The following is a 26936-nucleotide window of genomic DNA, read 5'->3' as shown; positions in this document are numbered from 1 at the left end:
CTTATCTTCCAGAATCCCGCGAAAGCCTCACCGCCTTCCCCGAAACCAGGGATTCCTTTACCGCATCCAATAGTTCCAGAACAGAGATCACGTCCGTCCCCGGGATGAGCGCGGTCTCTTTTTTACTGCGGACACAGTCCGCAAAATACTCCGTTTCCTCCCGGTACGGATCGTATCTGGGAATTTCCAGCTCCTCTCCAGGCTTATCCGCCTTATAAAGCGTCATGGCCCCATCCCGGCTCTCATAGACCACAGAGGCCCTTTCGCCATTTACCCGGAAGGACGCGGAAAACGGGAAATCCCCGGTCATATCCATAAAGCCCTCGGCCACTGCCGGAACACCCGAGGAAAAGCGCAGGCAGGTGGAAACGTTGTTAAAGCATCCGTTCTCCTCCCTATCCCCAATGGCGTAAACCGTTTCCGCCGGACCGAAAACACTGTATAAAAAATCAAGCTCATGGATATGGAGATCATAAAGCCCTCCGCCGGATTTTTCTGGATCCCGGTGCCAGACAGTCCAGTCCGGGTGAGAGGAGAGACGGCTCATGTAGACATTTTTTATCCTCCCCAGCTGTCCGCTCCGGATCAGCCGGGCCAGGGCCCTGTACTCCGGCCAGAAACGGACCACCTGCATGACCATAAAGGGAACGTCTGCGTCCGCTGCCTCCGCCACCAGCCTCCGGGCCGTCTCTGCATCCAGGGCCAGGGGCTTTTCACACATCACAGGGACCCGGCGGGCCAGAGCCCGCCGGACCATCTCCTCATGGGTATAGGTGGGGGTGCAGATGAGGACCCCGTCCAGGGCCTCGTTCCGGTACATCTGCTCCTGGTCCGTATAGTAGGGGACCTGGAACCTCTCCGCTGTCTTCCTTCCCTTTTCCGTATCCCGGCCGCAGATGCAGGCCAGGGATACGGTGTCAGAAGCCTTCAGGGCGTTTCCATAGGTGACACAGATGGAGCCGGGACCGATGATCCCGATCCGGAACCTAGTGGAGATTTTTTCTGGGATCATATTCAAAGCCATTGTCCAACGGGAACAGGGGACGCGGTACGGTCTCGTAGCGGAGGGTCTTTAAATCCTCGTTGGTGCTTCCCTTCGTCAGCACCAGGATCGCTCTCTTGGCAAAGGCCTCATGTTCTTCACCCAGATATCCGAGCTTGCAGACCACAATGGGAGCTTTGGAAAGATCCAGGCCCATATCCAGGAAGACCCTGGGGCCGGCATAGCCGATGTGCTGTTCGGCCAGGATGATGTCGATATTGTGGGTACGGAACACGGCCACGTCGCCGTTGGACCGGCCAAAACCGTCCCAATCCTTTACGTAGTTCATGACGGTTCCGGTTGCAGTCACCGGGCTGGAGGTCTTTGTATCAAATTTTGCGCCGAAAGTCAGGGTGATCTCCTGACCCACCTTGCCTTCGCAGGCCTTTGTGGCCTCGGGATCATAAAAGCCGCCGTAAGCCACCGGGTGCGGGAGAGAGAGGACTCTTTCATCAGCGATGAGCATTTTTACAAACTCTGTCACATCCGAAGAGGAGCCGGCTGTGGGGTTGTCTCCGGAGTCGGAAAGGAATACGGGATACTGTCCCCTTCCAATGGACTCGAAGGCTGCGTCGATGGCCTCTTTTTCATGGAGAGCCTCGGTCTGGAAGCAGAATTCATCCTTTTTTGACCAGATAAACTCAGCCAGCCGCAGGGCCTCTGCATCTGCCAGCTCCTGGTTTTCCGCAACCACATAAACGGCTACGGAGCTGTCCGGGTTGTCGGCCCAGGGGAAGCCCATCAGATAGGAGGCGGCCATGATGCCCTCCTTTTTCTCGGTTTCACGGAGTTCATTGATCAGCGTGATCATGGGCTCCACAGTGGTGGAGGACTGTTCTCCTGCAATGAGGATGGGGACCCGTACCCAGGCAGATTTTGCCTGAACGCCGTCGTTTAAGGCATGGATGGTCATTTTTGCTGCATGGATGCCGGTCTCAGTGCAGTCTGTATGGGGCGCGCACTTATAGCCCACGAAGCCATTGCAGTTTTTGTGCATCCGTTCGGTCATGGTAGTGTGCATGTCCAGGGATGCGAAGATCGGGATATCCGGGAACAGCTTTCTTAAATCCTCTAATAAATAGCCCTCAGCGTCTCCGATCTTTTTGATCCGCATGGAGCCGTGGAGGGAAAGGGTGATGGCATCCAACGGTTTTTTCTCGTTTTCCTTTCTGGCCACCTCAAGAATTTCATTTTTTATGCCCTGGTAGAAGTCGTAGTCCACCTCTCCATTGGGGACAGCACGGCAGGAAACGGCCGGGACCACTTCATAGCCTGCGTCCATTAAGGTCTTTACAACGCCGGTCAGGGAATCGTTATCGCGGAAGTTCTCAAAAAATTCCTGTCCGCGGAGTACACGGAATTCGTTCTCTCCCGCAACGATGGGGTTGAAGGAGTTGGATTCATGATGCATGGCTGCAACTAAGACTCGTTTCATTCTGATACCTCTCCTGTAAAAAAAGTTTTTTGATAATAGGGGTCTGAAGGTTTTATATTCAAACCACCGCGTTTATTTTACCACTGTATTATGTCTTTGTAAATAAAACCGGCCTGGGATTCTAAAAAAAAGAAAAGGCAGAATAGACAAAAATGATAAAAAATTTTTGGTAAAAACATTTAAAAATAAGGAATGGAACGGATTAATTTTAAAAATACTTGTATAAAATAACAAAATACGTTATAATAAAATCTGTAATTCCGACGGGTGTAATGGCACGCCCGGCAGTATTAGGATTATACAATGAGAAGGGAGAGCTCAGAAAAGATGAGAAAGAAAATCGTATCCATCGCTCTTGCGGGCGCTATGGTTCTCAGCCTTGCCGCATGTGGAGGCGGCGATAAGGCAGCAGAGTCTACCACAGCCCAGGCCGCAGGAGAAACAACAACTGCAGATGCAGCCGCAGTAAAAGAATCCAAAGCAGCCAAACAGGAAGCGTCCACAGCCAAGTCTCCGGACAATGACATTGTGATCGCACTCCAGGCGGACGCGACCCACCTGGATCCGCACGTTTCCAGTAATGGTGTTTCCAACCAGATCACCAACGAAATGTACGAGACACTGCTTACCTTCGACGAGGATACCAACGTAGTTCCGCTGCTTGCAAAGGAGTGGTCCGTATCCGAGGACGGTAAGTCCTATACCTTCGTATTAAACGAGGGCATCAAGTTCCACGATGGCGAGCCGTTCAACGCAGAATCTGTAAGAGCCGTATATGACCGTGGTCTGAAGGATTCCAGCTTAACGCTCCAGAGAACCATCAATGCCTGGGAGGATGTCGTGGTTGACAGCGAATACCAGGTGACTATCAAATTAAAAGAACCCAACAATACATTCATCAACAAGATCACCCAGTTCCGTATCGTTTCTCCCAAGGCTATGGCTATGGAGAACGCCAGCGACTATCTTGCAAAGAACTCTGCTGGTACAGGCCCGTTCGTACTTTCTGAGAGAGTAGACGGCGGCTACACCAAGATGGTGCGCAACGAAAACTACTGGCAGGAAGGCCCGTCCGTAGACAGCCTGACCTTCCAGGTGGTTCCGGAGGATGCAGCCCGTATCGCTATGCTGCAGACTGGCGAGGCTGACGTGATTTTCCCGGTACCCACCACAGATGTCAGCCAGATCGAAAACGATCCGTCCATCATCATCGACGTGGCACCGGCAACTACATACAGATACGTAACTCTGAACACCGAGTGGGCCCTTCCGGACGGAAGAAAGCCGTTTGCGGACAAGAGAGTCCGTCAGGCATTCAACTATGCATTTGACAGTGAGGCATACGCAAAGGTCGTATTCAACGGCTATGCAAAAGAGCCCACCTCCATTTTCTCCGATTCTATCCGCTTCTATGCTGAGCAGACTCCGTACAAGCCGGATCTGGAAAAGGCAAAGGCCCTTATGAAAGAAGCTGGATTTGAAGATGGCTTTGACGTAGAGCTGATCGTTGATAACACCACCATCGAGCAGAAGGGCGCTGTGTTTGTACAGCAGCAGCTGTCCCAGATCAATGTCAATGTAAAGGTACTTCCCAACGAGTCCACTGCCAACGCAGAAAAGACAAGCGCGCCGCTTGAGGATACAACCGTTCAGATGTGGTATGTAAACTGGGCTTCCGGTTCTTACGAGGCTGACGGTTCCATGAGAAATATCCTTCACGGCGAGAAGTTCCCGCCGGAAGGCTACAACACTGCATTCTGGAATAACGAAGAATTCAACCAGCTCCTGGATGACGCGTTAAAGATGACCGATGATGCCCAGATTGCAGAGGCTTATGCCAAGGCCCAGGCAATCGCATGGGAAGAGTGCCCGTGGATCTTCTTAGGCAACGATAACACCATCAATGCTTATAAGACCTACGTGACCGGACTTCAGTATAAACCCGGCGGAACAATGGTATTCAGAACAGTTGGTCTGGATCACGAATAATATTTAATCGGAAACGGAGCAGCTAAAGCTGCTCCGTTTTCATCAGGAGGTATTCAATGGGGCGCTATATAGCTAGACGTTTATTGGAAACGATTCCCTTAATGTTAATTATTTCCATTTTTGTGTTTATGTTTATCCATCTGATCCCCGGCGATCCGGCCAGGACTCTGGCAGGCGTCGAGGCGACACCGGAAGAGATCGAAGCCATCCGTGAAGAATTCGGGCTGAACGATCCGCTCTTAAAGCAGTATGCAGACTATATGATCGGCTTATTCAAAGGCGATATGGGCCGTTCCTTAAAGTCCAATATCCCGGTAACTGAGCTGATCTGGTCCAGATTCCAGTTCACCATCCAGTTAGTATGTGCAGGCCTTGTATGGGCTCCGTTTTTAGGTATCTTTATTGGCGTTATGTGTGCCATTAAGCGTGGGACCTGGGTGGACCTGGGCGGTATGTTCTTAGCCATCTGCGGACTTTCTGCCCCTGGTTTCTGGCTGGGACTTATGGGAATCCAGTTCTTCTCTGTAAAGATGGGCATGCTCCCGTCCGCAGGCCTGGAGTCCTGGAAGAGCCTGGTGCTGCCGTCTTTAGTAATGGGTACAGGTATCATGGCTACCCTTGCCAGATATTCCCGTTCCTCCATGCTTGAGACCTTAAGAGAGGATTATGTCCGTACTGCCCGCGCCAAAGGACAGAAGGAGTCCATCGTTATGTTCCGCCATGCGTTCAAGAACTCTCTGATCCAGGTCGTTACGATCCTTGGCCTTCAGATCGGCGGACTGTTATCCGGTTCCGTTATCACGGAGAACATCTTCTCCATCCCCGGAATGGGCCGTCTTCTGGTAGACTCCATCTCATTCCGTGACTATCCGGTGATCCAGGGACTTTTAATGATCTTTGCCCTCCAGTACGTTCTCATCAACCTGGTGGTTGACGTATTATACGGCGTGATCAACCCGAAGATCCGCCTCGATTAACAGCAAGCAGGAGGATATTATGCCAAACACACAGAATGAACAGGTGAAAACCGATACCTCTTTTGAGGAAAATTATATTGACGAGAACGTCAGCGTCAAAACTAATAAAACAAAAGAATTTATCAAAAAATTCATGAAGAGGAAGACCGCAGTGGCCGCCTTCTTCGTAATGTGCTTCCTTCTGCTCATGGCTCTCTTCGGACCGAGCCTTGCCCCCTATGCGCCGGAAGCATACGACTATGACAATATCCTGGCAGGCCCCAGCGCCAGCCACTTATTTGGTACGGACCAGTACGGCCGCGATATCTTCAGCCGTATTTTAGCAGGTACGCCCCTTACACTTGGCGTATCCCTGTCCTCCGTTATCGTGGGCGCTGCCCTGGGTACGGTCCTGGGACTTCTGGCCGGCTACTACGGCGGCTGGATCGAGATGCTGGTAATGCGCGGAGCTGACGTATTATTCAGCTTCCCGGATATCCTGCTTGCCATCGCCATCGTAGCTCTTCTGGGCCCTGGCATCGTCAACGTATTCATCGCTGTGGCCGTATTTACGGTCCCCAGCTTTGCCCGTATCATGCGAAGTGCGACCCTGGCCGTGAAAGGCTCCCTCTATGTAGAGGTGGCCCGGAGCCTTGGATGTAAGGACGGACGTATCCTGTTTGTCCATATCTTCCCGGGTACGCTCCAGTCCCTGATCGTAAACTTCACCATGAGAATCGGTTCTGCCATCATGGCAGCATCTTCCTTAAGTTTCCTCGGTTTCGGCGCAAACATTGCTGACCCGGAGTGGGGCGCAATGCTTTCCCTGGGCCGAAGCTACCTGAGCACCGCACCGCACATGGTTTACCTGCCGGGTCTTGTGATCTTCATCACAGTTCTTGCATTCAACCTGTTCGGCGATGGATTAAGAGATACTCTTGACCCGAAGATCAAGTAAGAGAGGGAAATAGGAAAGGAGCCAATATGTCACAAGAAGTATTACTCAGCGTAAAAGACTTACGCACAGAATTTTTCTCCAGTAAGACCAGCAGTGTGACTGCGATCAAGGACGTTTCCTTCGATATGTACCGCGGAGAGGTCCTGGGGCTGGTGGGAGAGTCCGGATGCGGAAAGAGCGTTACGTCTTTATCGATCATGCAGTTATTAAAGGATACTCCCGGTAAGGTCACCAACGGTTCAGCTACGCTGGACGGCGTCAACCTGGTGGAAGCCAGCGACACCCAGATCCGCGACATCCGCGGCGGCAAGATGAGCATGATCTTCCAGGAGCCCATGTCTGCATTAAACCCGTCCATGCGGATCGATAAGCAGATGATCGAGACCATCCGCCTGCACCAGGATATGACCAAGGAGCAGGCTCTGGCCCATGCGGCAGATATGTTAAAGAAGGTCGGTATCCCTGATCCGGCCCGGGTATTAAAGAACTACCCGCACCAGTTATCCGGCGGTATGAGCCAGCGTGTCATGATCGCCATGGCCCTCAGCAACAACCCGGAGCTCCTGATCGCCGATGAGCCCACCACCGCCCTGGACGTGACCATCCAGGCCCAGATCCTGGACCTGATGAAAAAGCTCCAGAAGGAGGACGGCTCCAGTATCCTGCTGATCACCCATGACCTGGGCGTTGTGGCAGAGATGTGTACCCGCGTGATCGTTATGTATGCCGGAAAGATCGTGGAGATGGCGCCGGTGGAGAAGCTGTTTGCCACTCCGTCCCATCCCTATACCCAGGGACTGATCGCTTCCGTGCCGAAGTTAGGTTCGGGCGTAAAAGTGCTTCCCAGCATCCCGGGCAGCGTACCGGATCTGGCTTCCATGCCGACTGGCTGCCGTTTTGCACCGCGCTGCAAGTATGCAACCGACAAGTGCAGAGAGCAGGAACCAGAGCTTTTGGATATCAGTGAAGACCAGAAGTGCAGATGCTGGCGGACACAGGAAGGGTAAGGAAACAGATTATGGAAAAGAACGTAATTCTTTCATTAAAAAATGTATCTAAGACTTTCCCAGTGGGAAAATCTCTGTTAGGCAGGCCGACAAAGTTCGTTCATGCCGTAAATGACGTAAGTTTTGACGTTTACGAAGGTGAGACCTTCTCCATCGTAGGCGAGTCCGGCTGTGGTAAGTCCACCACCGGACGTCTGATCAACCATCTTCTGATCCCGGATTCCGGCGAGATCTGGTTCCAGGGAAAAGAGATCTCCCATATCTCCCAGGATGAGATGCGTCCCATCCGTAAGGATATGCAGATGATTTTCCAGGACCCGGCGGGAAGCTTGAATCCCCGTATGAGAGTTTCTGAGCTGATCGAGGAGCCGCTCCTGATCCATACGGATATGAGTGCAGAGGAGAGGGCAAAGATCGTAAACAATCTGTTAAAGATCGTTGGTCTGAGCGATAAGCATGCCAGCCGTTATCCTCATGAGTTCTCCGGCGGACAGAAGCAGAGGATCGGAATTGCCCGTGCCCTTACGGTAAACCCCCATCTGGTGATCGCCGACGAGCCGATCTCCGCTCTGGACGTTTCCATCCAGGCACAGGTATTAAACCTTCTCCATAAGCTCCAGGAAGAGTACAAGCTGACATATGTATTTATCTCCCATGACCTTTCCGTTGTGGAGATGATCTCTGACCGTATCGCCGTTATGTACCTGGGCTTCGTTGTGGAGACCGCTCCCAAGGAAATGCTGTACAAGACTCCGCTGCATCCTTATACAGAGGCTCTTCTTTCCGCAGTTCCGATCCCGGATCCGACGCTGCATAAGGAGAGGATCATCCTGGAGGGAGATATCCCGTCCACCATCAACCTTCCCAAGGGCTGTCCCTTTGCCGCCCGGTGTAAGAAATGCAGACCGGAGTGCTTAGAGCAGAGACCGGAGAGAGTTGAGGTCGAGCCGGGCCACTTTGTTGCATGTCATCTCTATAAGAAATAGGATGGTAAATTCAGAGAAACAAGGAGACTGATAAAATGAATAAACCGTTAATTGAAGCATGTGTGGATTCCTACCAGTCCTGCGTCAACGCATGGAAGGGCGGCGCTGACAGACTTGAGCTTTGTGCTCACTTAGCCATCGGCGGCTGCACACCGTCCCCGTTCGTATTCCGCCAGGTAATGGAGGACTGCGACCATATCAAAGCAAATATCCTGATCCGTCCCCGTTTTGGCGACTTCCTCTATACAGAGAAGGAAATGGAATTAATGTGCGACGAGATCCGCATGTTCCGTCTCCTGGGAGCCAACGGCGTTGTGATCGGCGCTTTAACTCCCGACGGAGACCTGGATATGGAGAAGATGAAACGGATGATGGACTGCGCAGGCGGTATGGATGTTACGCTTCATCGTGCCTTCGATATGACCAGAGATCCCATGGAGACACTGGAAAAGGCCATTGAGCTGGGCTGTAAGACGATCCTTACATCCGGACAGCAGAGTGACGTGGTTGCCGGTAAGGATCTGTTAAAGGACGTGTATGCGGCTGCCGCAGGCCGGATCGACATCATGGCTGGCTGTGGTGTTAAAAAATGGAACATCCAGGAAGTCCATGACCATACTGGAATCGTAGTTTTCCATACCACAGGAAGAAAGGGAGCCTTAGACAGCGGCATGAAGTACAGAAAGAGTACGGTTGCCATGGGACTTCCCACCCTTTCCGAGTATGAGATCTGGGAGACAGACGAACAGGAATTCAGAGAGTGCGCCCAGATCGTGCATTCCTTTGGTAAATAAGATCCCCGGAGGGCAGAAGGGAAAGGCAGGTTCTTTTGGAAATGGACTTGCCTTTTCCCTTGTATAAAACCAAAAGACAGGAGAGAACTCTATGATGTTTACAGAAAAAGCAATGAAAGCGGCGGAAGAAAAGTTCAGCCGCCTGTTAGAAAAAGCAGGAGAGAAGAAAAGAGAAGAAATCCTCTCCAGACTGGCACAGGCAGAAAAGATGGAAAGCGCTGATGTGATCGCCGCCATCAAATGGATCTATGCCAACAGCCCTTTAAGCGACCTGGCCAACTACGATTTTGAGATCTTCCAGTCCTGCGCAGAGCATGGAGTGTTCTTAAGGGAAAATTCCCCCTTTGCAAAGGATCTTCCGGAGGACATTTTCTTAAACTATGTGCTTCATGTGCGTGTCAACGAGGAAGAGCTCTGTGACTGCCGTAAATTCTTCTATGGACTGCTGGCAGACCGTGTCAACAGCCTTTCCATGCACGACGCCATCATCGAGGCCAACTACTGGAACGCAGAAAATGTAATGTACCAGGCCACCGACAGCCGTACCATCTCCGCACTGGGAGCATATTATTCTGCATACGGTCGCTGCGGCGAGGAATCCGCCTTCGGCGTAAACGTATACCGTGCCATCGGTATTCCTGCCAGACAGATCTACACACCGCGCTGGGCCCACTGTGACGACAACCATGCCTGGGTGGAGGTCTACTGCGATGGCGCATGGCACTTCCTTGGAGCCTGTGAGCCGGAGGAGGTATTAAATAAGGGCTGGTTCACCAACGCTGCCAGCCGCGCCATGCTGATCCACAGCCGCTGCTTCGGCGAGATCAGCGGGGAGGAGATCATCTCCAAGGTGGGAATGGCTTCTTTCCTGAATAACCTGAAATTATATGCAGTTACAAAATATCTGAAGGTCTGCGTAAAGGACGAGGCCGGGAAGCCGGTACAGGGCGCCCAGGTGGGCTTTGGAATCTTAAACTATTCCAGCTTCTTTGATGCTGCCATCATGGATACCGACGAAAACGGCTGCTGCGGCCTGACCTGCGGCCTGGGAACCATGCATATCCATGTAAAGAAGGACGATGTATTCTGCGAGCGTCTGGTCTATACTCCGGATGTGGATACAGTGGAGATCGTTTTAAAGAATGAGCCGGTGAATTATGATACATGGGAGCACTTTGTTTCCATTGCACCCAAGGACCAGATTGTCAACGGCGCAAAGCCCACAGAGGAACAGAAAGAGCTGGGCATGAAGAAGACTGACGCTGCCAATAAAAAGCGTGAGGCCAGAGTGGCCGCCATGTTTGATGCAGATAAGGCGAAGGCCATTGTGGACAAATACGGTTACAGCCAGGAGATCTACGAGCTTCTGTTTGAGAGCCGCAGCAATGTGACCCGTCTGGAGGAGTTTTTAGAGGATGAGACCTTCTCTGCCCACGCAAAAGAGAAGCTGCTTCTGACTCTTTCCAAAAAGGACAGAAGAGACGTGGATACAGATGTATTAAAAGAGGCCTTGGCCCTTACAAAGGATTATACCTTTGAGGATGAGGAGCTGTTCTACCAGTATGTGGTATGCCCGCGTGTGTTCAACGAGCCCTTAAGAAAGAACCGCCAGTTCATCCTGGACTTCTTTACAGAGGAAGAAAAGGCTGCCTTCCGTAAGGATCCCAGATCCGTATGGGAGTATATCAATAAAGAGATCGCCTTCAACCCGGATATCGAGTACGGTCAGATCGTGACCCGTCCCGTGGGAGCCTTAACCGTAAAGAACGGAAACCAGCGCTCCAAAAAGATCCTGTTTGTGGCCATCTGCCGCGCCCTGGGCATCATATCCAGAGTGAACCCCATCAACGAGCTGGCAGAGGTTTATGAGGACGGCCGCTTCGTTCCGGTGGAGATCCTGGACAAGGGGGGCAGCACCATTGTCTTCCAGAAGGGAGAGGGCGAGAACTGGGCATACTTCCCGGACTTTTCTGTGAGCCAGCTTGTGGACGGCGGATACCAGACCCTGGATCTGGAAAATGAAAAATGGGACGGCAATGAGCTGAAGATCTCCGTTCCTGCCGGCCAGTACAAGGTCATCACCGACAACCGTCTTCCCAACGGAAATATCTTCGCCAGCCGGTACATCTTCGTGGTGGGCGAGGGCGAGACAAAGACTGTGAAGCTGGAGAAATACCATGCAGATCTGGCCGACATGCTGGATAACTTTACTCTGGACGAGTTCAAGGTATCCGATGAAAACGGCAATACGGTCAAGGGTAGCGAGCTCACAAAGAACCCGGCTGTGCTCATGTGGTTAGAGCAGGGTAAGGAGCCCACGGAGCATATCTTAAACGAGATGCTGGAGCAGGAGGCCGACTTCCAGAATCTGCCCGCCGATATTATCTTTATGGTAAAAGACAAGGCAGCCCTGGAAAACGCCAAGCTGACCAAGGTCCTCAGCACCTTCCCAAGGATCCGTGTTCTCTACGACACCTTCGTTCCCAATGTGGAGACACTGGCCCGCAGAATGTATGTGGACCCGGAGAAGCTTCCTCTGATCATCGTTACCACAAAGGAGCTTAACGCCGTTTACGCATGCAGCGGCTACAACGTAGGCAGCGGCGATATGTTAGTGAAGATCTGCAGGAACTTTGCAGGAAAATAGACTGGAACCATAAGAAACGGTAGTTATACAAGCACCCGCGTACAGAGGCATGAGATCTGTGCGCGGGTACTTTTAATTTCCGCCAGCCGCCAGCGCCGCCCCGCGTCCCATGCGGACATGAGAAAAAATATTCCCCATTGAAATCCCCCCTCAAACTTGATATAGTAGAATCCAGCACGGATTTCCCCCGATCCATCCATGGGCCGGAGGAGGCCCCTGCCGCAGGCGGGGGCTGCTTGAATGGTCATAAAATATCAGACAGGAGAAAATTTCAGAATAATGAAAAGAATCGCAAAATTTGAAAAAATATCCTTTAAACAGTTTCTCACCGACTGGCAGTCAGAGCATCCCGATGACAGCGAGGACCGGATCCGGGAGATCTATGATTCCATCCGCCTTCCCCGCCGCGCCACCGCCGGTTCCGCCGGATACGACTTTTTTGCCCCCGCAGGCTTTTCCCTGGATCCGGGCCAGTGCACCAGGATCCTCACCGGGATCCGGGCCAGGATCGATGACGGCTGGGTCCTTAAGATCTATCCCAGGAGCGGTCTGGGATTTAAATACCGTTTACAGCTGAATAATACGGTGGGGATCATCGACAGTGATTATTATGGCTCTGACAATGAGGGGCATATCCAGATCAAGCTGACCAACGACAGCCGGGAGGGAAAGCGTCTGGAGGTAAAGGAAGGAACGGGCTTTGCCCAGGGGATCTTCCTGGAATATGGGATCACCGTAGATGACGAGACGACGGAGGAAAGAAACGGCGGCTTTGGCAGCACCACCAGATAGGGACGGAGAGCGCATATGAAACAGAATTTCCGGAAACACTTAAGACCGCTGGCGGTCCTGGCAGCAGCGGCGCTCCTTCTTACGGGCTGCAAAGGAGTTACAGAGGAGGAGAAGACCGCCCGGGAAAACGGGATCGCCCTTTTAGAAAGCGGCGACTACGAGGGGGCCCTGGACCAGTTTGAGGCGCTGATCCAGGACGCAGACCGGGTCACAGACTTTGAGGTGGATATCCTGAAATACCGGGCAGAAGCCGAATATGGTCTTAAGGACTATGAAGCTGCCGCCCATACGTATGATATCTTGAGCCAGATCGACAAAGAGCGGGCGGAATACGGCTATTTTGCCGCTCTGTCCCTGGCAAAGGCTGGGGATTCCGCCGGAGCCTGGGAAAAGCTGGAGCAGGGAAGGGCCTTGGACGAGGACGGAACGGCCCCGGGCTTCGCAGAGGCCATGACGGCTGTGGGAGAGGCATACCTGGATTCCGGCGATCAGGAACGGGCAGACGCCGTTTATACGGAGCTGATCCAGTCGGGGAAGGCCGGTACCTCTGTATATAACCGCCTGGCCATGGCGGAGATCAAGGCAGGGGACTATGAAACAGCCCTCAGCTATTGTGAGACAGGCCTGGCTCTTTCGGACCGGACGGCAGTCCGGGAGCTTAAATTCAACCAGGCGGTCTGTTTTGAGCATCTGGGCCAGTACCAGAAGGCTCTGGAGCTGTTCCAGGCATATACGGAAGAGTTTGGAAGCGATGAAGCGGCGGAGCATGAGATCGCCTTTTTGAAGACGAGATAGGAGTTTTTCATGGCAGAAATGATTGAATTAAAGGAGCAGGAGGAACGGGTGATCCTGGTGGCCGTGAGCACCGGAGAGGACGATGATACGGCCGCCTCGGTGGACGAGCTGGAGGAGCTGGCGTCTACGGCGGGGGCCGTTACGGTGGGAAAGGTGATCCAGAACCGGGAGAACGTCCATCCAGGGACGTATCTGGGGAAGGGAAAGATCGAAGAAGTGAAGGAGCTTTTATGGGAGCTGGACGCCACAGGCATTATCTGTGACGACGAGCTTTCCCCGGCCCAGCTTAAAAACCTGGAGGACGCCCTGGATACGAAGGTCATGGACCGCACCATGGTGATCCTGGATATTTTCGCATCCCGGGCCAGGACCAGGGAGGGAAAGATCCAGGTGGAGCTGGCCCAGCTCCGGTACCGGGCCGTGCGCCTGGTGGGGCTCAGAAATTCCCTGTCCCGTCTGGGAGGAGGGATCGGCACCAGGGGACCGGGAGAGAAGAAGCTGGAGGTGGACCGGCGTCTGATCCATGAGCGCATCAGCCAGCTGAAGTCTGAGCTGGAGGATGTGAAGCGCCACCGGGAGGTGGTGCGGAAAAAAAGAGAAAATGGAGGGGCCTTGACGGCGGCCATCGTGGGCTATACCAACGCGGGAAAATCCACGCTGTTAAACCGTCTGACCCAGGCTGGGATCCTGGCCGAGGACAAGCTGTTCGCCACTCTGGACCCCACCACCCGGGCCCTTACCCTGCCCGGAGGCGAGCGGGTCCTTTTAACGGATACGGTAGGCTTTATCCGGAAGCTCCCCCACCATCTGATCGAAGCCTTTAAGAGCACTCTGGAGGAGGCAAAGTACAGCGATGTGATCCTCCATGTGGTGGACTGCTCCAATCCCCAGATGGATATGCAGATGCATGTGGTCTATGAGACTTTGCGCCAGCTGGAGATCACAGATAAGGAGATCGTCACTGTGTTCAACAAGATCGACCGGGAGGGAGCCGATACCGCAGGCCGGGATATGGCAGCCGATTACCGGGTGAAGATCTCTGCAAAGACGGGAGAGGGGCTCCCGGACCTTCTGGGCGTCCTGGAGACCATCCTCCGGAGCCGGAGGATCTATTTTGAAAAGGTGTTCTCCTATGCAGAGGCCGGGCGGATCCAGCGGATCCGGAAAAACGGCCGCCTCCTGTCAGAGGAATATAAGGAGGACGGGATCCATGTGACGGCCTACGTGCCGGTGGAGCTGTTTGAGGAGCTGTACCGGTAAAGAGAGATACAGAAAGGGATATGCACATACCTGGTGGATAACCTGTGGATAACTACACAATATCTGGTTTATGATAAAAATAAGAAAACCAGATATTGTGTTTTTATTTCGGCTCTGCTATAATAGGGAATACGACATTGGCGATATCCGAAGAAAGGGGAATATAGATGATACAGGTCATCAAGCGCGATGGTGAGATCGCGGATTTTAATTTAGGGAAGATCACAGAAGCAATCAAGAAAGCCTTTAAAGCCACAAAAAAGGACTACAACAATGAGATCCTGGAGCTTTTATCCCTCCGGGTAACGGCAGATTTCCAGAATAAGATGAAGGACGGAAGGATCTCTGTGGAGCAGATCCAGGACAGCGCGGAGCACGTGCTGGAGGAGACCGGATATACGGATGTGGCAAAGGCTTATATTTTATATAGAAAACAGCGGGAGAGGATCCGCAATATGAAAAACACCATCCTGGATTATAAGGATGTGGTGAACAGCTATGTGAAGGTAGAGGACTGGCGTGTGAAGGAAAATTCCACAGTTACATATTCTGTGGGCGGACTGATCTTAAGCAACTCAGGGGCGATCACGGCCAACTACTGGCTGTCGGAGATCTATGACACAGAGGTCGCCGAGGCCCACAGGAGCGGAGACCTGCATCTCCATGACCTGTCCATGCTTACCGGATACTGCGCCGGCTGGTCCTTAAAGCAGCTGATCATGGAGGGACTGGGCGGGATCCCTGGAAAGATCACCTCCTCCCCGGCAAGGCACCTTTCCGTGCTGTGCAACCAGATGGTGAATTTCCTGGGGATCATGCAGAACGAATGGGCCGGAGCCCAGGCGTTTTCTTCCTTTGATACATACCTGGCGCCCTTTGTACGGACGGACCACCTGGACTATCCGGCAGTGAAGAAATGCATCGAATCCTTTATTTATGGCGTCAATACCCCCAGCCGCTGGGGCACCCAGGCTCCATTCTCCAACATCACCCTGGACTGGACGGTGCCGGACGATATGGCCAATATGCCGGCTATCGTAGGTGGAAAGGAAATGGACTTCACCTACGGAGACTGCAAGGCGGAGATGGATATGATCAACCGGGCCTTCATTGAGACCATGATCGAGGGAGATGCCAATGGCCGCGGCTTCCAGTATCCGATCCCTACTTACTCCATCACAAAGGATTTCGACTGGTCCGACAATCTGAACAACCGGCTGCTGTTTGAAATGACCGCCAAATACGGCACTCCGTATTTCTCCAACTATATCAACAGCGATATGCAGCCCAGCGACGTGCGCAGCATGTGCTGCCGCCTGCGCCTGGATCTGCGGGAGCTGCGGAAAAAGACCGGCGGCTTCTTTGGTTCCGGAGAGAGTACAGGCTCTGTGGGCGTTGTGACCATCAACATCCCCAGGATTGCATATCTGGCAAAGGATGAAGACGATTTTTACGAGCGTCTGGACCATATGATGGACATCGCGGCCCGCTCCTTAAAGATCAAGCGGGAAGTGATCACAAAGCTTCTGGACGGCGGCCTGTACCCCTACACCAAGCGGTATCTGGGCACCTTTAAGAACCATTTCTCCACCATTGGTCTTATCGGTATGAACGAGGCATGCTTAAATGCCCGGTGGATCCGGAAGGATCTGGTGAGCCCGGAGGCCCAGAGGTTTACAAAGAACGTGCTGAACCATATGCGGGACCGTCTTGTGATCTACCAGGAGGAGTACGGCGATCTGTACAACCTGGAGGCAACTCCGGCGGAGTCCACCACCTATCGTCTGGCCAGACATGACAAGGAAAAATATCCGGATATCATCACCGCCGGGTGTGAGAAGGATGGAACGCCCTATTATACAAACAGCTCCCACCTTCCGGTATCCTATACAGCGGATGTGTTTGACGCCCTGGATATCCAGGACGAGCTGCAGACCCTGTATACCTCCGGTACGGTGTTCCATGCGTTCCTGGGCGAAAAGCTGCCCGACTGGAAGGCAGCGGCCAAGCTGGTACGGACCATTGCAGAAAATTATAAGCTTCCTTACTATACGCTGTCTCCCACCTACTCCATCTGCCGGGAACACGGCTACTTGAACGGTGAACACTTCACCTGCCCCGTATGCGGGGAAAAGGCAGAGGTTTACAGCCGGATCACCGGCTACTACCGTCCGGTCCAGAACTGGAACGATGGAAAGACCCAGGAGTATAAGGAAAGAAAGATGTACGACATCGGCCATTCCGTCTTAAAGAGATCCCCGGAGGCTTCCAGGGAGATCGCCCAGGCCATCCATCAGGCCAGGGAAGAGATCCAGGAGGCCAGAAATGAGGGAAAGGCCGGAAATGAAGGGAAGGCCAAGGAGCCGTCCATGGTCCCCCAGGGAAACGGCGCTTTCCTCTTTACCACCAAGACCTGCCCAAACTGTAAGATCGCCAAAGAATTTTTAAAGGATGAGCAGTACCAGGTGGTGGATGCAGAAGAAAATCCAGAGCTTTCCGATGCCTATGGGATCATGCAGGCGCCTACACTGGTGCTTGTAAAGGATGGAGAGATCAGAAAATTTGTTAATGCGTCAAATATCAAAAAATACGTGGATTCCAGAAAAAAATAAATTTTAGATGGAATGGATCGGTTAAATGGGAACCGGGAAACGGCCAGGTCACAGGCTGTCTCCCGGTTTCTGCTTTATAAGGGAAAAATCTTACGATTTGAGGAAAAATTCTATAATAATTCGGATAATATCTTGTTGATTCCAGGAAAATATGGTAAATTAAGAGTGAAAGTTGGAAATCAACGGAAGTTTTTGTAACTGGCAGATCATGGTTTCGTGTTTCGGCACAGATAGGAGTTGGGGGATGAAGAGAAATAAATTGTATTATATTTTGTTCGTGCTGTATATTCTGGCTACGGCGTTTGTTCTTTATGTCAATGGGATCTTTACGGGAAATGTGGCATCGTTCCTGAACCTGGCCATCAACGGCGTATTCCTTCTGGTGATAGGGATCCTGTTCGTGATCTGCGGTTTCAGCTTTGCCAGGCTTAACCGGTGCACCGACGAGCTGGTCCGGGTCACAGAGGAGATCCAGAAAGAATACAAAGAGGCAGGGGAAAAGAACCTGTGGGCCAGCTACTGTGAACGCAAGGAGCTGTTCCAGGATGTGGCTTTAAAGGATGCCTTTGGAAAGTACCTGATGCGGATGAAGACATTAAAGACCCGGTACGGGTATACCTCTGTCTGTGATGTGGAGGAGTACATAAACGAGGATCTGCTGGACCAGGCGGGCATGACCCACTTTAATTCGGCCATGGGCGGGACTCTCACCGGCCTTGGCATCCTGGGAACCTTCCTGGGGCTTTCCATGGGACTGGGATCCTTCAACGGAAACGATATCTACACCATTTCCGACAATGTGGGCCCGCTGCTTTCGGGTATGAAGGTGGCCTTCCACACATCGGTATACGGTATTTTCTTCTCTCTGGTATTTAATTTTGTATACCGGAGCCTGATGGCAGACGCTTATGGAAAGATGGACGGCTTTCTGGCAGCCTTCCGTCAGTGCGTTCTTCCCCAGCCGGTGTCAGAGCGGGAAAATTCCGCTTCCATGCTGGTGTACCAGGCGGGAATGGCCGATTCCATGAAAAAGATCATGGAGCTTTTAAAGGGAAATGCCGAGGAGCAGACCCGTGGCGTGGAGCGGATCGTGGCCCAGGTGATGGAAACACTGGAATACTCTATGGGAGCCAGCTTTGCCAGTCTGGGGGATACCATGAGATCTGCCGGCGAGGCCCAGATGGCCTATGCAGAATCCGGCAGACAGCTGACGGAGGCAGCAGAGAAGCTTCTGGATTCCAGCCGTGCCCTCCAGGCCTCGGTGGCTCAGGAGATGGAGCGCCAGGTGGCCTTTGCCAGAGAGTTGCGGGAGCAGAAGGAGGACCTGGCAGCAGCCTGCCGGGAGATGACTGAAGACGTGGGAAACCAGATCCACACCTTTCATCAAATGAGGAATCTGTATGAAAAATAGAAGAAAAAACAGGGAGGCCTTTGGGGAACACAGCTACTGGCAGTCCTACTCGGATATGATGGCAGCGCTGCTTCTGGTGTTTGTGCTGATCATCGCCATCACCCTTGCCATCTACCGCCAGAAGACCGTGGACCTGGACCAGGCCAGGCTGGACCTCAATGCAGCCCAGACCAAGCTGGACCAGGCGGCTCTGGAGCTGGAGGATTTCCGGGCAAAGATCGAGCTTTCCAACGAGGAACTGAATAAGTCCCTGGCAGAGCTCCAGGAGGCCTACGCCCAGGCAGCTCTGACAGAAGAGGAGTTAAATAAGGCGTATCTGGAGATCGAGGATGCCCAGAATGAGCTGGAGGTAACGAAGAGTGAGCTCCAGGATATTGTGGGGATCCGTACAGATATCATCGGAGCCCTTCAGTCGGCCTTCAATAACTCTGCCATGTCCGTGGATGCCCAGACCGGCTCCATTACCTTCTCCTCGGATGTGCTTTTTAACTATAACAGCGCCGTTCTGACGGATGCCAGCAAACAGACCCTCAGGGAAACGATCCCCATGTACCTGGGCGTTCTTTTAAGGGACGAATACCAGGATTACATTGCGGAGATCATCATCGAGGGCCATACGGATACGGTGGGAAGCTATCTGAGCAACCAGCAGCTTTCCTATAACCGGGCCAATTCTGTGGCCAGGTTCTGTCTGGATTCCGGCAACGGCTTAAACGAGACGGAGATCGCCAGGCTCCAGCAGGTGCTGACGGTCAACGGCCGTTCCTTCAGCAACCCGGTGTATACCGCAGAGGCTCCGGGAGCGGAGCTTCAGGTGGACATGGATGCTTCCAGGCGGGTGGAGATCAAGTTCCGGCTGAAGGAGGACGAGATGATCGAAAAGATCTCGGAGATCTTGAGAGACTAGAGGAAAATCAGGGAAAAATAGGAATAGAAGCGGAACGAGGGGACGGGAACTGTCCCCTCGTTGACGTGTGTCCGGCATTTTGCTATACTGAAAGAGAGTGTTTTCACTATTATCTGGAAAGGAATGAAAGGGGTATGACAAAAATAAGAGGAAAAGTGAAGGAACTATGGCTGGATTTTCTGTATGATATTGCCGGTGGATTTTTACAGGCAGTGGCTCTCCACTGCTTCATCGACAGCATCGACATCGCCCCTGGAGGCGCCACCGGTCTGGCCATCCTTCTGAACCGGTTCACCTCCCTGCCCATCGGTATCCTGACGTTTGCAGTGAATGTCCCGCTTCTGATCGCTGCATGGATCTATCTGGGGAAGGGGCGGACCATAAAGACCCTGAAGACAGTGGCGGTGCTGACGGTGATCCTGGACTTCATCATCACGCCTTATGTGCCGGTCTATACGGGAGACAAGATGGTGTCCTGTATTTTTGGCGGCGTGCTCATGGGGGCCAGTCTGGCCGTGGTGTTCATGCGCGGCTCCACCACCGGAGGCGGTGACATCGCAGCCAAGCTGCTTCAGAAGTACCGGCCCCATATGCAGACGGGGACGGCAGTGATGCTGACGGATATGGTGATCATCGGCGCATCCATGGTGGTGTTCGGAAATATTGAATCCGGTCTTTACGGCCTTATTAATATGGTGGTGTCCACCTATGTGATCGATATCATGCTTTATGGTATGAATAAGAGCACCATGGTGACGGTGATGTCCCCCAAGGTCCAGGAGATCGGCGACCAGCTGATGGAGCATCTGGGCCGGGGCTGTACCTTCTTTAAGAGCCGCGGCGGCTACGCCAAGGTGGAGGGAGAGACCCTGATCTGTGTGGTGGACCGGAAGCAGTTTTATAAGGCGAAAAAGATCATCTACGGCATCGACGAGGATGCGTTTGTGATCGTTTCCGAGGCCAAAGAGGTGTATGGAGAAGGCTTTCTGGATTCTGACTGGGAAGTATAAAAGTCTGGAAAAAAAGAAAAAACGGCAGACGGGCAGGATCGTTTATCCGCCCGGACTGCCGTTTTTATATCAGATATTTTTATCTAAAACCTACTGGATATAGGGGGCTGCGACTGCGTCGATGGCAGCCGGATCCTTGGCGGCCCACTGCTCATAGGTCATGCCGGAGGCAGCCACGGTCTTTCCTAACTCCACTAAGAAGGCGGGGATCTGGTCCTCCAGGATCGTTCCGGCCTCCCGGCCCATGGTCTCTCCGCCCTGGAGCTCGTTTCCGTTTACATAGAGGACAAAGGCCGGAAGAGGCTTCTTGTCCACCATTTTCACGCCGCCGCGGAAGCCGATGGCACCAGTCTGGTGGGTTCCGCAGGAGGAGGGACATCCGGAGATATGGATCTGGGGAAGGGCTCCGTCGGGGATCCCGGCTTCCCGTACTGCATGGACGCAGGCGGAAAGGAGAGCCTGGGAGTCGCGGACGCCCACCTGGCAGATGCTGGCTCCGATGCAGCTTACGGATGTTTCAAATAAGGTTTCTGCACCATCACCAGTGGCAGCCAGGACCAGTTTTGCCTCGTCTCCGGTGAGGTTTACGATATAAGCGGTCTCATCGGGAGCCAGGCGCATCTCAGCGTCTTCCATATCAGCCAGAAGATCACTGAGGGAACAGAAGGCAACGGGATCAGGCTGGCCTCCCAGAGGATGCCATACTACGGTATAGAGGCCGTCCTGCTTCTGGGGGATCACACGGGCGCCGCAGGCAGTGGAGCCGTTGCCCTTTTTGGAGATATCCCAGGGAGCCACGGCCAGATCCAGGTTTTCACCGGATGCCAGTACCTGGTTTAACTTTTCCAGGAAGGCCTCGGCATATTTTTCCGGTCCGCCTAAGATCTCCTGCATATAACGGGTGCGGGCCTTTCCGCGGTTTTCATAGTTTCCGTAGGCGCGGAAGGTGAGCCACATGGCCTTTACATAGTAAAGGATCTTTTCCGGATCCACGGCTTCAGCGACCTTGACGCCGAAGCGGGGATTGTTTCCCAGGCCTCCGGCGCTGTAAACGTCAAATTTTCCATCGGGTCTGGCTGCAAAGCCCAGATCCCGGAAGGTGGCATGGGTCAGGTTCTTCGGGGAGCTTGAGAAGGCTACTTTTAATTTTCTGGGCATTTTTTCAGCCTTGATGAAGTTCATCAGATAGTCGGCGGCCGCCTCCGCATAGGGCATAACGTTGAAATACTCGTCCTTTTCCACACCGGAGAGAGGGGAGCACATGACGTTTCTCGGGAAATCTCCGCCGCCGCCCATGGTCACGATCCCGCAGTCCAGGGCCCGTTCCATAATATCAAAAACGGCTTCCTGCTGGAGGTCATGAAGCTGGATGGTCTGGCAGGTGGTAAAGTGGATCCGGGATACCTTGTGGGTACGGACCGCTTCTGCAACAAAGGCCAATTTTTCTCTGGTAACGCGGCCGGCAGTCATACGGAGACGCAGCATGCTGGCTTTTCCGCCCTTCTGGGCGTAGCTTCCATACAGGCCGGAAAAGCCCTTATAGGCCATTTTGTCCAGATCGCCTGCATAAAAGGCAGTTGTTTTTTCCCTGAATTCCGGCAGATCGGCTTTCCAGGACTGGGGATCGATTCGATTCATATTCATTTTCCTTCCTTATAATTAGGATATACAGATTTAACGTACAGGTCCGGATGCCGGACCGCGTCATGAAAAAACAGTCCGGTATCCATGGATGGGGCAGAGAACGCCTGCCCGGTCTCATGATTCCATTGTAGCATAAGAGAAATTTGGTGGCAAGAATATTTCATAGGAGAGAAAAAGGAAAAAAGAACCGCCCAGAACGGCTTCCGCAGGGGAGGCACTTTCCGGACGGATCCAGAGGGGGACGGGAAAGATCACAGATCGAGTCCAAGGGACTTGGCGTATTCACGGGATTCCTCATACCACTGGTTGTAAAGATCCTGCTCCAGCACCATGTCGATGATCTCATTGATCCGATCCGTCAGCTCGTCTTCGCCTTTGGGGATCCCGATCCGGATCCCCTGGGTGCTTTCATCTACAGTAAAGTAAAAATCCGGAAGGATCATCAGTCCGCTTTCCGGGGTGGAATCCAGATAGAGCTGTGCCATTTTCAGCGAGGCGGCCGCAGCGTCGGCACGGCCTGTCTGCACCATCAGAAAGGCGTCATTGGCAGAGGAGACCAGATTCAGCTTTCCGCAGTCCGGGAGCTGTTCTTTTACGAACAGTTCCTGGAGAGAGCCGTTCTGTACGGTGATGGTCCTGTTTTTTAGATCTCCTGCACCGGTGATCGTTCCGGCATCCTCCTGGCGGATCAGGAGGCCGTAGGCCTTCTGGGGATCCTCACTGCCGAAATAATATCCTTTGGAGAGGTTCATGGCTTCGGCCCGCTCCGGCGTATAGGCCAGGGCGGAAATGGCCAGGTCATATTTCCCGGACGTGATGCTTCCCAGCACGGTGGTAAAATCCATGGGCTTCAGGCGCAGCTCCACTCCCAGCTCGTTGGCGATATAGTTGGCCAGCTGGATGTCAGAGCCCGCATACCGGTCCTGGCCGGTTTTTGTGGTGTCGATAAATTCGTTGGGGGCAAAGGAAGGCTCGGTGGCCACCTCGATATATCCCCTCTCTAAGATTGCGTCAAGACGGGAGGAATGGACGCTCTCACCGCCAGTCTGGGAGACCGTATGATGGGTGGATGCCTCAGCGGTGGTACATGCGGTGAGCGCAGCCACGGAAAGGGTCATCAGGGCAGTGAGAGATGCGAAAAATTTTACTTTCCTCATGGGAAAATCCTCCTTCTTGTGGTATTTTGATATTTTTATAAATTAGCAATTTATCATGGTAAAATGCTAACATAGTGAAGAGTATAACCTTAGGATCCGGAATTGTCAAGTCCTTTTATGGGGCTTCCTTTGGAAGGGCCGCCTTTGCAACCGCGGTTTTTATGGCGTTCATCAGAGCCATGGAGGTATACTGGGAGCCTGCGGGATATTCAAGGCCCTCCAGGGACTGGCTTTCCAGGATCTGGGCGGACAGGGCATCCATGGACGGCTGTATCAGAGGATACATGGCGGCCACAGAGTCGCTTAAGGGAACCAGGGTCACGGCGCTTATGCGGTCCGGGCTCACGGCCACCTCCACGTTTACGTTCTGGCGGCCCAGGGATAAGGAGGCCGAGTAGACTCCCGGCGCATAAACGGCCGGAGAAACGCTTTCGGCAGTGGGAGCCGGAGCTTCTTTTTCAGAACGGAACATGAAGAAAAACAGCAGGATCAGAAAGATGGCCAGGCCGATGAAGATGGCAGTGTAGATGATCTCCTTCATCCGGAGGACAACGATTTTTGTTTTGGAGCTCATGGGTCAGTTCCTTTGGGATTCTTTGTTTGTTACAGCTTATGAAAACCCAGGGGTCAATATGACGGGAGGTCTTGTAAAAAGCGGGTTCTCCCATTATAATGGAAACTGACATACTGCGGAGGAAAAGGCCGCAGGATGGGGTGACTTTATAATCAGGAGGTAAGGACAATGGACTTAAGAGAACGGAAAGAGTTTGAAGCCCGGGTACCGGAGATCGCAGCGGCTGTGGAAAAGAAGCCGGTTGGCTGGATCAATCCGCGCCTGGTATCCATGAAGGAGCTGCCAAAGGATCTGGCGGTGACGGTGGAGGATATTGACGATGCAGAGGCAAGGCTTGAGCGGTTCGCACCGTATATTATGAAGCAGTTCCCGGAAACTGAAAAGGACGGCGGACTGATCGAGTCTCCGTTTGTGGAGATCCCGAAGATGAAGGAGCTTTTAAAGGAGCGCCATGGCTGTGAGCTTGCCGGAAGGCTTTACTTAAAAGAGGACAGTCAGCTGGTCATTGCCGGCTCCATCAAGGCCCGGGGCGGGATCTATGAGATCTTAAAGTATGCGGAGACCCTGGCCATTGAAAACGGGCTTTTAAAGACCACGGACGATTATTCCATCCTGGCTTCCCAGGAATTTGTAGATTTCTTTGGACGTTATACGATCCAGGTAGGCTCCACAGGAAACCTGGGCTTAAGCATTGGTATCATCAGCGCGAAGCTGGGCTTTAAGGTCATTGTCCATATGTCCCATGACGCCAGACAGTGGAAGAAGGATCTTTTAAGGAGCAAGGGTGTCACGGTGAAGGAATATGAGTCCGATTATGGGGAAGCCGTAAAGCAGGGGCGGAAGGAATCCGACAGCGACCCCACCAGCTATTTTGTGGATGACGAAAATTCCAGGGATCTGTTCATGGGATACAGCGTGGCTCCCAGAAGGTTAAAGAAGCAGCTGGAGGCGGCCGGAGTTTTCGTGGACCAGGATCACCCGCTGTTCGTATATCTGCCCTGCGGCATCGGAGGAGCGCCAGGCGGCATTGCCTATGGCTTAAAGACCGTGTTCGGTGACAATGTCCACTGCTTCTTTACAGAGCCGGTGGATTCCTGCTGTATGCTGTTGGGCATGGCCACGGGACTCCACGACCAGGTCTGCGTCCAGGATTTCGGCATCTCCGGAAAGACCCACGCCGACGGACTGGCAGTGGGACGGCCGTCCGCCTTTGTCGGCAAGTTCATGGAGCCCATGTTAAGCGGGATCTTTACCACCGGAGACGCAGTGCTCTATGATTATATGCGGGATCTGATGGAAGCAGAAGGTGTGTTCATCGAGCCCTCCTCCTGTGCCGCCTTTGCCTTTGCAGAGGTTCCGGAGCGTCTTGGGGATTACATTAAGAGCCAGGGACTGGAGGAAAAGCAGGAAAACATCACCCACATCGCCTGGGCCACCGGAGGAAGACTGGTGCCGGAGGATGTGAAAGAGGAATACGTCCACACCCATCTGGCCTGATCCCCGGCGGTCCGGCGTCCCGGACCGGGGAAGGACGAAACCCCTTGAAAAAGGGACGGCCGGATGGTAGAATATCAGTCGGAAAGCATGTAAATCATATAGGAGGAAATCATGTATAACAATTTAAACGAAGAGTTATTTGCATTTATTAAAAAAAGCCCCACCAGCTTCCATGCCATTGCCGCTATGGAAGAATATATGGAAAATGCCGGAGCTGAAAAGCTTTCCGAGGGCAGCGTATGGAACTTAAAGGAAGGCGGCACCTATTATGTGACAAGAAATAAATCCGCCATCATCGCGTTCCATGTTCCCTGTAAGGAATTTACCGGCTTCAATATCGCCGCCAGCCACAGTGATTCCCCGTCCTTAAAGATCAAGGAAGATCCGGAAATGAACGTGGAGAACCAGTATGTAAAATTAAACGTGGAAAAATACGGCGGAATGCTCTGCGGACCGTGGTTTGACAGACCCCTTTCCGTGGCCGGCCGTGTGATCGTTCAGGATGGAAATAAGCTGGAGACAAAGCTTGTGGACGTAGACCGGGATATTTTAATGCTCCCCAGCCTGGCTGTCCATATGAACCGGGACGTCAACGACGGATATAAGTACAATTTCCAGAAGGACATGCTCCCCTTATTCCGGATGAATGGCTCCAAGACGGATTTCCTGTCCATGATCGCCGCTGAGGCAGGAGTGGAAAAGGAGAACATCAAGGGCAGCGACCTGTTCCTTTACGACAGGATGGAAGGAAGAGTATGGGGCGCAGAGGATGAGTTCATCTCCGCACCGCGTCTGGATGACCTTCAGTGTGCCTTCACATCCATGAAGGGCTTTTTAAAGAGCCAGAGCGAGAAGAGCGTTTCTGTTCTCTGCGTGATGGACAACGAGGAAGTGGGCAGCGGCACGAAGCAGGGCGCAGGCTCCACCTTCCTTTACGACGTTCTCCGCCGGATCAACTTCTCCATGGGAAGAAGCGAGGAAGAATACTGGACAGCCGTGGCAGCCAGCTTCATGATCTCCGGCGACAACGGCCATGCGGTCCATCCCAACTATGCGGATAAGACAGATCCCACCAGCCGTCCGTACTTAAACGGCGGTATCGTGATCAAGCACAGCGCCAACCAGAAATATACCACCGACGCTGTTTCCGCAGCCGTAATGCGCTGTCTCTGCGACCGTGCAGGCGTGCCCTACCAGAACTTCTTAAACCGCTCCGATATGTTAGGCGGCTCCACTCTGGGCAATATCTCCAACTCCAAGGTATCCTTAAATACCGTGGACATCGGACTGCCCCAGTTGGCAATGCATTCCTCTTATGAGACTGCAGGCGCTAAGGATATGGAGTATATGGTAAAAGCCTTCGAGGAATTCTATAAGTCCTCCATTTCCGTATCGGAAGACGGATCCTTTGAGATCCAGTAAACACACTGGACAGATCCGGCAGCTTATTTTATACTGTATGC

At 52.9% G+C, this 26936-nt stretch carries 21 protein-coding genes; 16 read left to right on the top strand and 5 right to left on the bottom strand.

All coding sequences use genetic code 11. From position 1 onward, the window contains the following. Nucleotide 1 precedes the first annotated feature (1 nt). Together ACI6NM_RS05490 and ACI6NM_RS05485 are read right to left on the bottom strand one after the other, a co-directional pair. Nucleotides 2–1012, bottom strand: a complete 1011-nt coding sequence (locus tag ACI6NM_RS05490) for a Gfo/Idh/MocA family protein (protein ID WP_262427937.1) — start codon at nucleotides 1010–1012, stop codon at nucleotides 2–4. Next, complete coding sequence (locus ACI6NM_RS05485) at nucleotides 987–2477, bottom strand: M81 family metallopeptidase (RefSeq protein ID WP_262427938.1); 1491 nt, start codon at nucleotides 2475–2477, stop codon at nucleotides 987–989. The genes ACI6NM_RS05490 and ACI6NM_RS05485 overlap by 26 nt, the downstream gene beginning before the upstream one ends. Nucleotides 2478–2804: 327 nt before the next feature. Between ACI6NM_RS05485 and ACI6NM_RS05480 the strand changes: the two genes are divergently transcribed. The 14 genes from ACI6NM_RS05480 (at nucleotide 2805) to ACI6NM_RS05415 (ending at nucleotide 20601) form a co-directional block, all read left to right on the top strand. Further along, on the top strand, nucleotides 2805–4466 hold the full coding sequence (locus ACI6NM_RS05480) for an ABC transporter substrate-binding protein (RefSeq protein ID WP_158356948.1): 1662 nt from the start codon (nucleotides 2805–2807) through the stop codon (nucleotides 4464–4466). A 56-nt stretch (nucleotides 4467–4522) separates the two neighbouring features. Further along, on the top strand, nucleotides 4523–5443 hold the full coding sequence (locus tag ACI6NM_RS05475; protein WP_158356949.1) for an ABC transporter permease: 921 nt from the start codon (nucleotides 4523–4525) through the stop codon (nucleotides 5441–5443). Nucleotides 5444–5462: 19 nt separating this feature from the next. Beyond that, the gene (locus ACI6NM_RS05470) at nucleotides 5463–6380 is read left to right on the top strand and encodes an ABC transporter permease (protein ID WP_022273288.1); all 918 of its coding nucleotides are present in this window, start codon (nucleotides 5463–5465) and stop codon (nucleotides 6378–6380) included. 26 nt (nucleotides 6381–6406) lie between these two features. Further along, entirely contained in the window at nucleotides 6407–7387 is a 981-nt protein-coding gene (locus tag ACI6NM_RS05465) for an ABC transporter ATP-binding protein (protein WP_158356950.1), read from the top strand. Between the two features lie 11 nt (nucleotides 7388–7398). Then, nucleotides 7399–8373, top strand: a complete 975-nt coding sequence (locus ACI6NM_RS05460; protein WP_022273290.1) for an ABC transporter ATP-binding protein — start codon at nucleotides 7399–7401, stop codon at nucleotides 8371–8373. A gap of 35 nt (nucleotides 8374–8408) precedes the next feature. After that, entirely contained in the window at nucleotides 8409–9167 is a 759-nt protein-coding gene (locus ACI6NM_RS05455) for a copper homeostasis protein CutC (RefSeq protein ID WP_158356951.1), read from the top strand. 91 nt (nucleotides 9168–9258) lie between these two features. Beyond that, on the top strand, nucleotides 9259–11814 hold the full coding sequence (locus ACI6NM_RS05450) for a transglutaminase domain-containing protein (RefSeq protein WP_262427939.1): 2556 nt from the start codon (nucleotides 9259–9261) through the stop codon (nucleotides 11812–11814). Nucleotides 11815–12093: 279 nt separating this feature from the next. After that, entirely contained in the window at nucleotides 12094–12606 is a 513-nt protein-coding gene (locus tag ACI6NM_RS05445) for a deoxyuridine 5'-triphosphate nucleotidohydrolase (protein ID WP_438501074.1), read from the top strand. 15 nt (nucleotides 12607–12621) lie between these two features. Further along, nucleotides 12622–13401, top strand: a complete 780-nt coding sequence (locus ACI6NM_RS05440; protein WP_158356954.1) for a tetratricopeptide repeat protein — start codon at nucleotides 12622–12624, stop codon at nucleotides 13399–13401. A gap of 9 nt (nucleotides 13402–13410) precedes the next feature. Next, a complete protein-coding gene (hflX, locus tag ACI6NM_RS05435; protein ID WP_158356955.1) occupies nucleotides 13411–14661 on the top strand; it encodes a GTPase HflX in 1251 nt (416 codons plus the stop codon). 167 nt (nucleotides 14662–14828) lie between these two features. Then, nucleotides 14829–17273 carry a ribonucleoside triphosphate reductase gene (locus ACI6NM_RS05430; RefSeq protein ID WP_262427941.1) on the top strand — a complete coding sequence of 815 codons (2445 nt, stop codon included), beginning with the start codon at nucleotides 14829–14831 and terminating at the stop codon, nucleotides 17271–17273. A gap of 244 nt (nucleotides 17274–17517) precedes the next feature. Beyond that, entirely contained in the window at nucleotides 17518–18684 is a 1167-nt protein-coding gene (locus ACI6NM_RS05425; RefSeq protein WP_158356957.1) for a MotA/TolQ/ExbB proton channel family protein, read from the top strand. Beyond that, nucleotides 18674–19591 carry an OmpA family protein gene (locus ACI6NM_RS05420; protein ID WP_262427942.1) on the top strand — a complete coding sequence of 306 codons (918 nt, stop codon included), beginning with the start codon at nucleotides 18674–18676 and terminating at the stop codon, nucleotides 19589–19591. The genes ACI6NM_RS05425 and ACI6NM_RS05420 overlap by 11 nt, the downstream gene beginning before the upstream one ends. Nucleotides 19592–19725: 134 nt before the next feature. After that, nucleotides 19726–20601, top strand: coding sequence for a YitT family protein (locus tag ACI6NM_RS05415; RefSeq protein WP_262427943.1), 876 nt, complete (start codon nucleotides 19726–19728; stop codon nucleotides 20599–20601). Nucleotides 20602–20691: 90 nt separating this feature from the next. On the opposite strand, the gene ACI6NM_RS05410 is transcribed toward ACI6NM_RS05415, so the two are convergent. From ACI6NM_RS05410 to ACI6NM_RS05400, 3 genes are all read right to left on the bottom strand, one after another. Next, complete coding sequence (locus ACI6NM_RS05410) at nucleotides 20692–22239, bottom strand: nitrite/sulfite reductase (protein ID WP_262427944.1); 1548 nt, start codon at nucleotides 22237–22239, stop codon at nucleotides 20692–20694. A 257-nt stretch (nucleotides 22240–22496) separates the two neighbouring features. Next, complete coding sequence (locus tag ACI6NM_RS05405; protein ID WP_022273324.1) at nucleotides 22497–23402, bottom strand: transporter substrate-binding domain-containing protein; 906 nt, start codon at nucleotides 23400–23402, stop codon at nucleotides 22497–22499. 115 nt (nucleotides 23403–23517) lie between these two features. Then, entirely contained in the window at nucleotides 23518–23976 is a 459-nt protein-coding gene (locus ACI6NM_RS05400) for an FMN-binding protein (protein WP_215654295.1), read from the bottom strand. Nucleotides 23977–24144: 168 nt separating this feature from the next. Here ACI6NM_RS05400 and ACI6NM_RS05395 point away from each other — a divergent pair, with 168 nt between their 5' ends. Then, nucleotides 24145–25473 carry a D-serine ammonia-lyase gene (locus ACI6NM_RS05395; protein ID WP_262427945.1) on the top strand — a complete coding sequence of 443 codons (1329 nt, stop codon included), beginning with the start codon at nucleotides 24145–24147 and terminating at the stop codon, nucleotides 25471–25473. Nucleotides 25474–25584: 111 nt separating this feature from the next. After that, on the top strand, nucleotides 25585–26895 hold the full coding sequence (locus tag ACI6NM_RS05390) for a M18 family aminopeptidase (protein ID WP_262427946.1): 1311 nt from the start codon (nucleotides 25585–25587) through the stop codon (nucleotides 26893–26895). Nucleotides 26896–26936 lie beyond the last annotated feature (41 nt).

Source organism: Pilosibacter sp. YYHA0881 (genome assembly GCF_051602715.1).
Taxonomy (GTDB): Bacteria; Bacillota; Clostridia; order Lachnospirales; family Lachnospiraceae; genus Alitiscatomonas; species Alitiscatomonas aceti.
The sequence above is the reverse complement of the archived record's forward strand: the minus strand, read 5'-3'. Positions and strand labels throughout refer to the sequence as shown.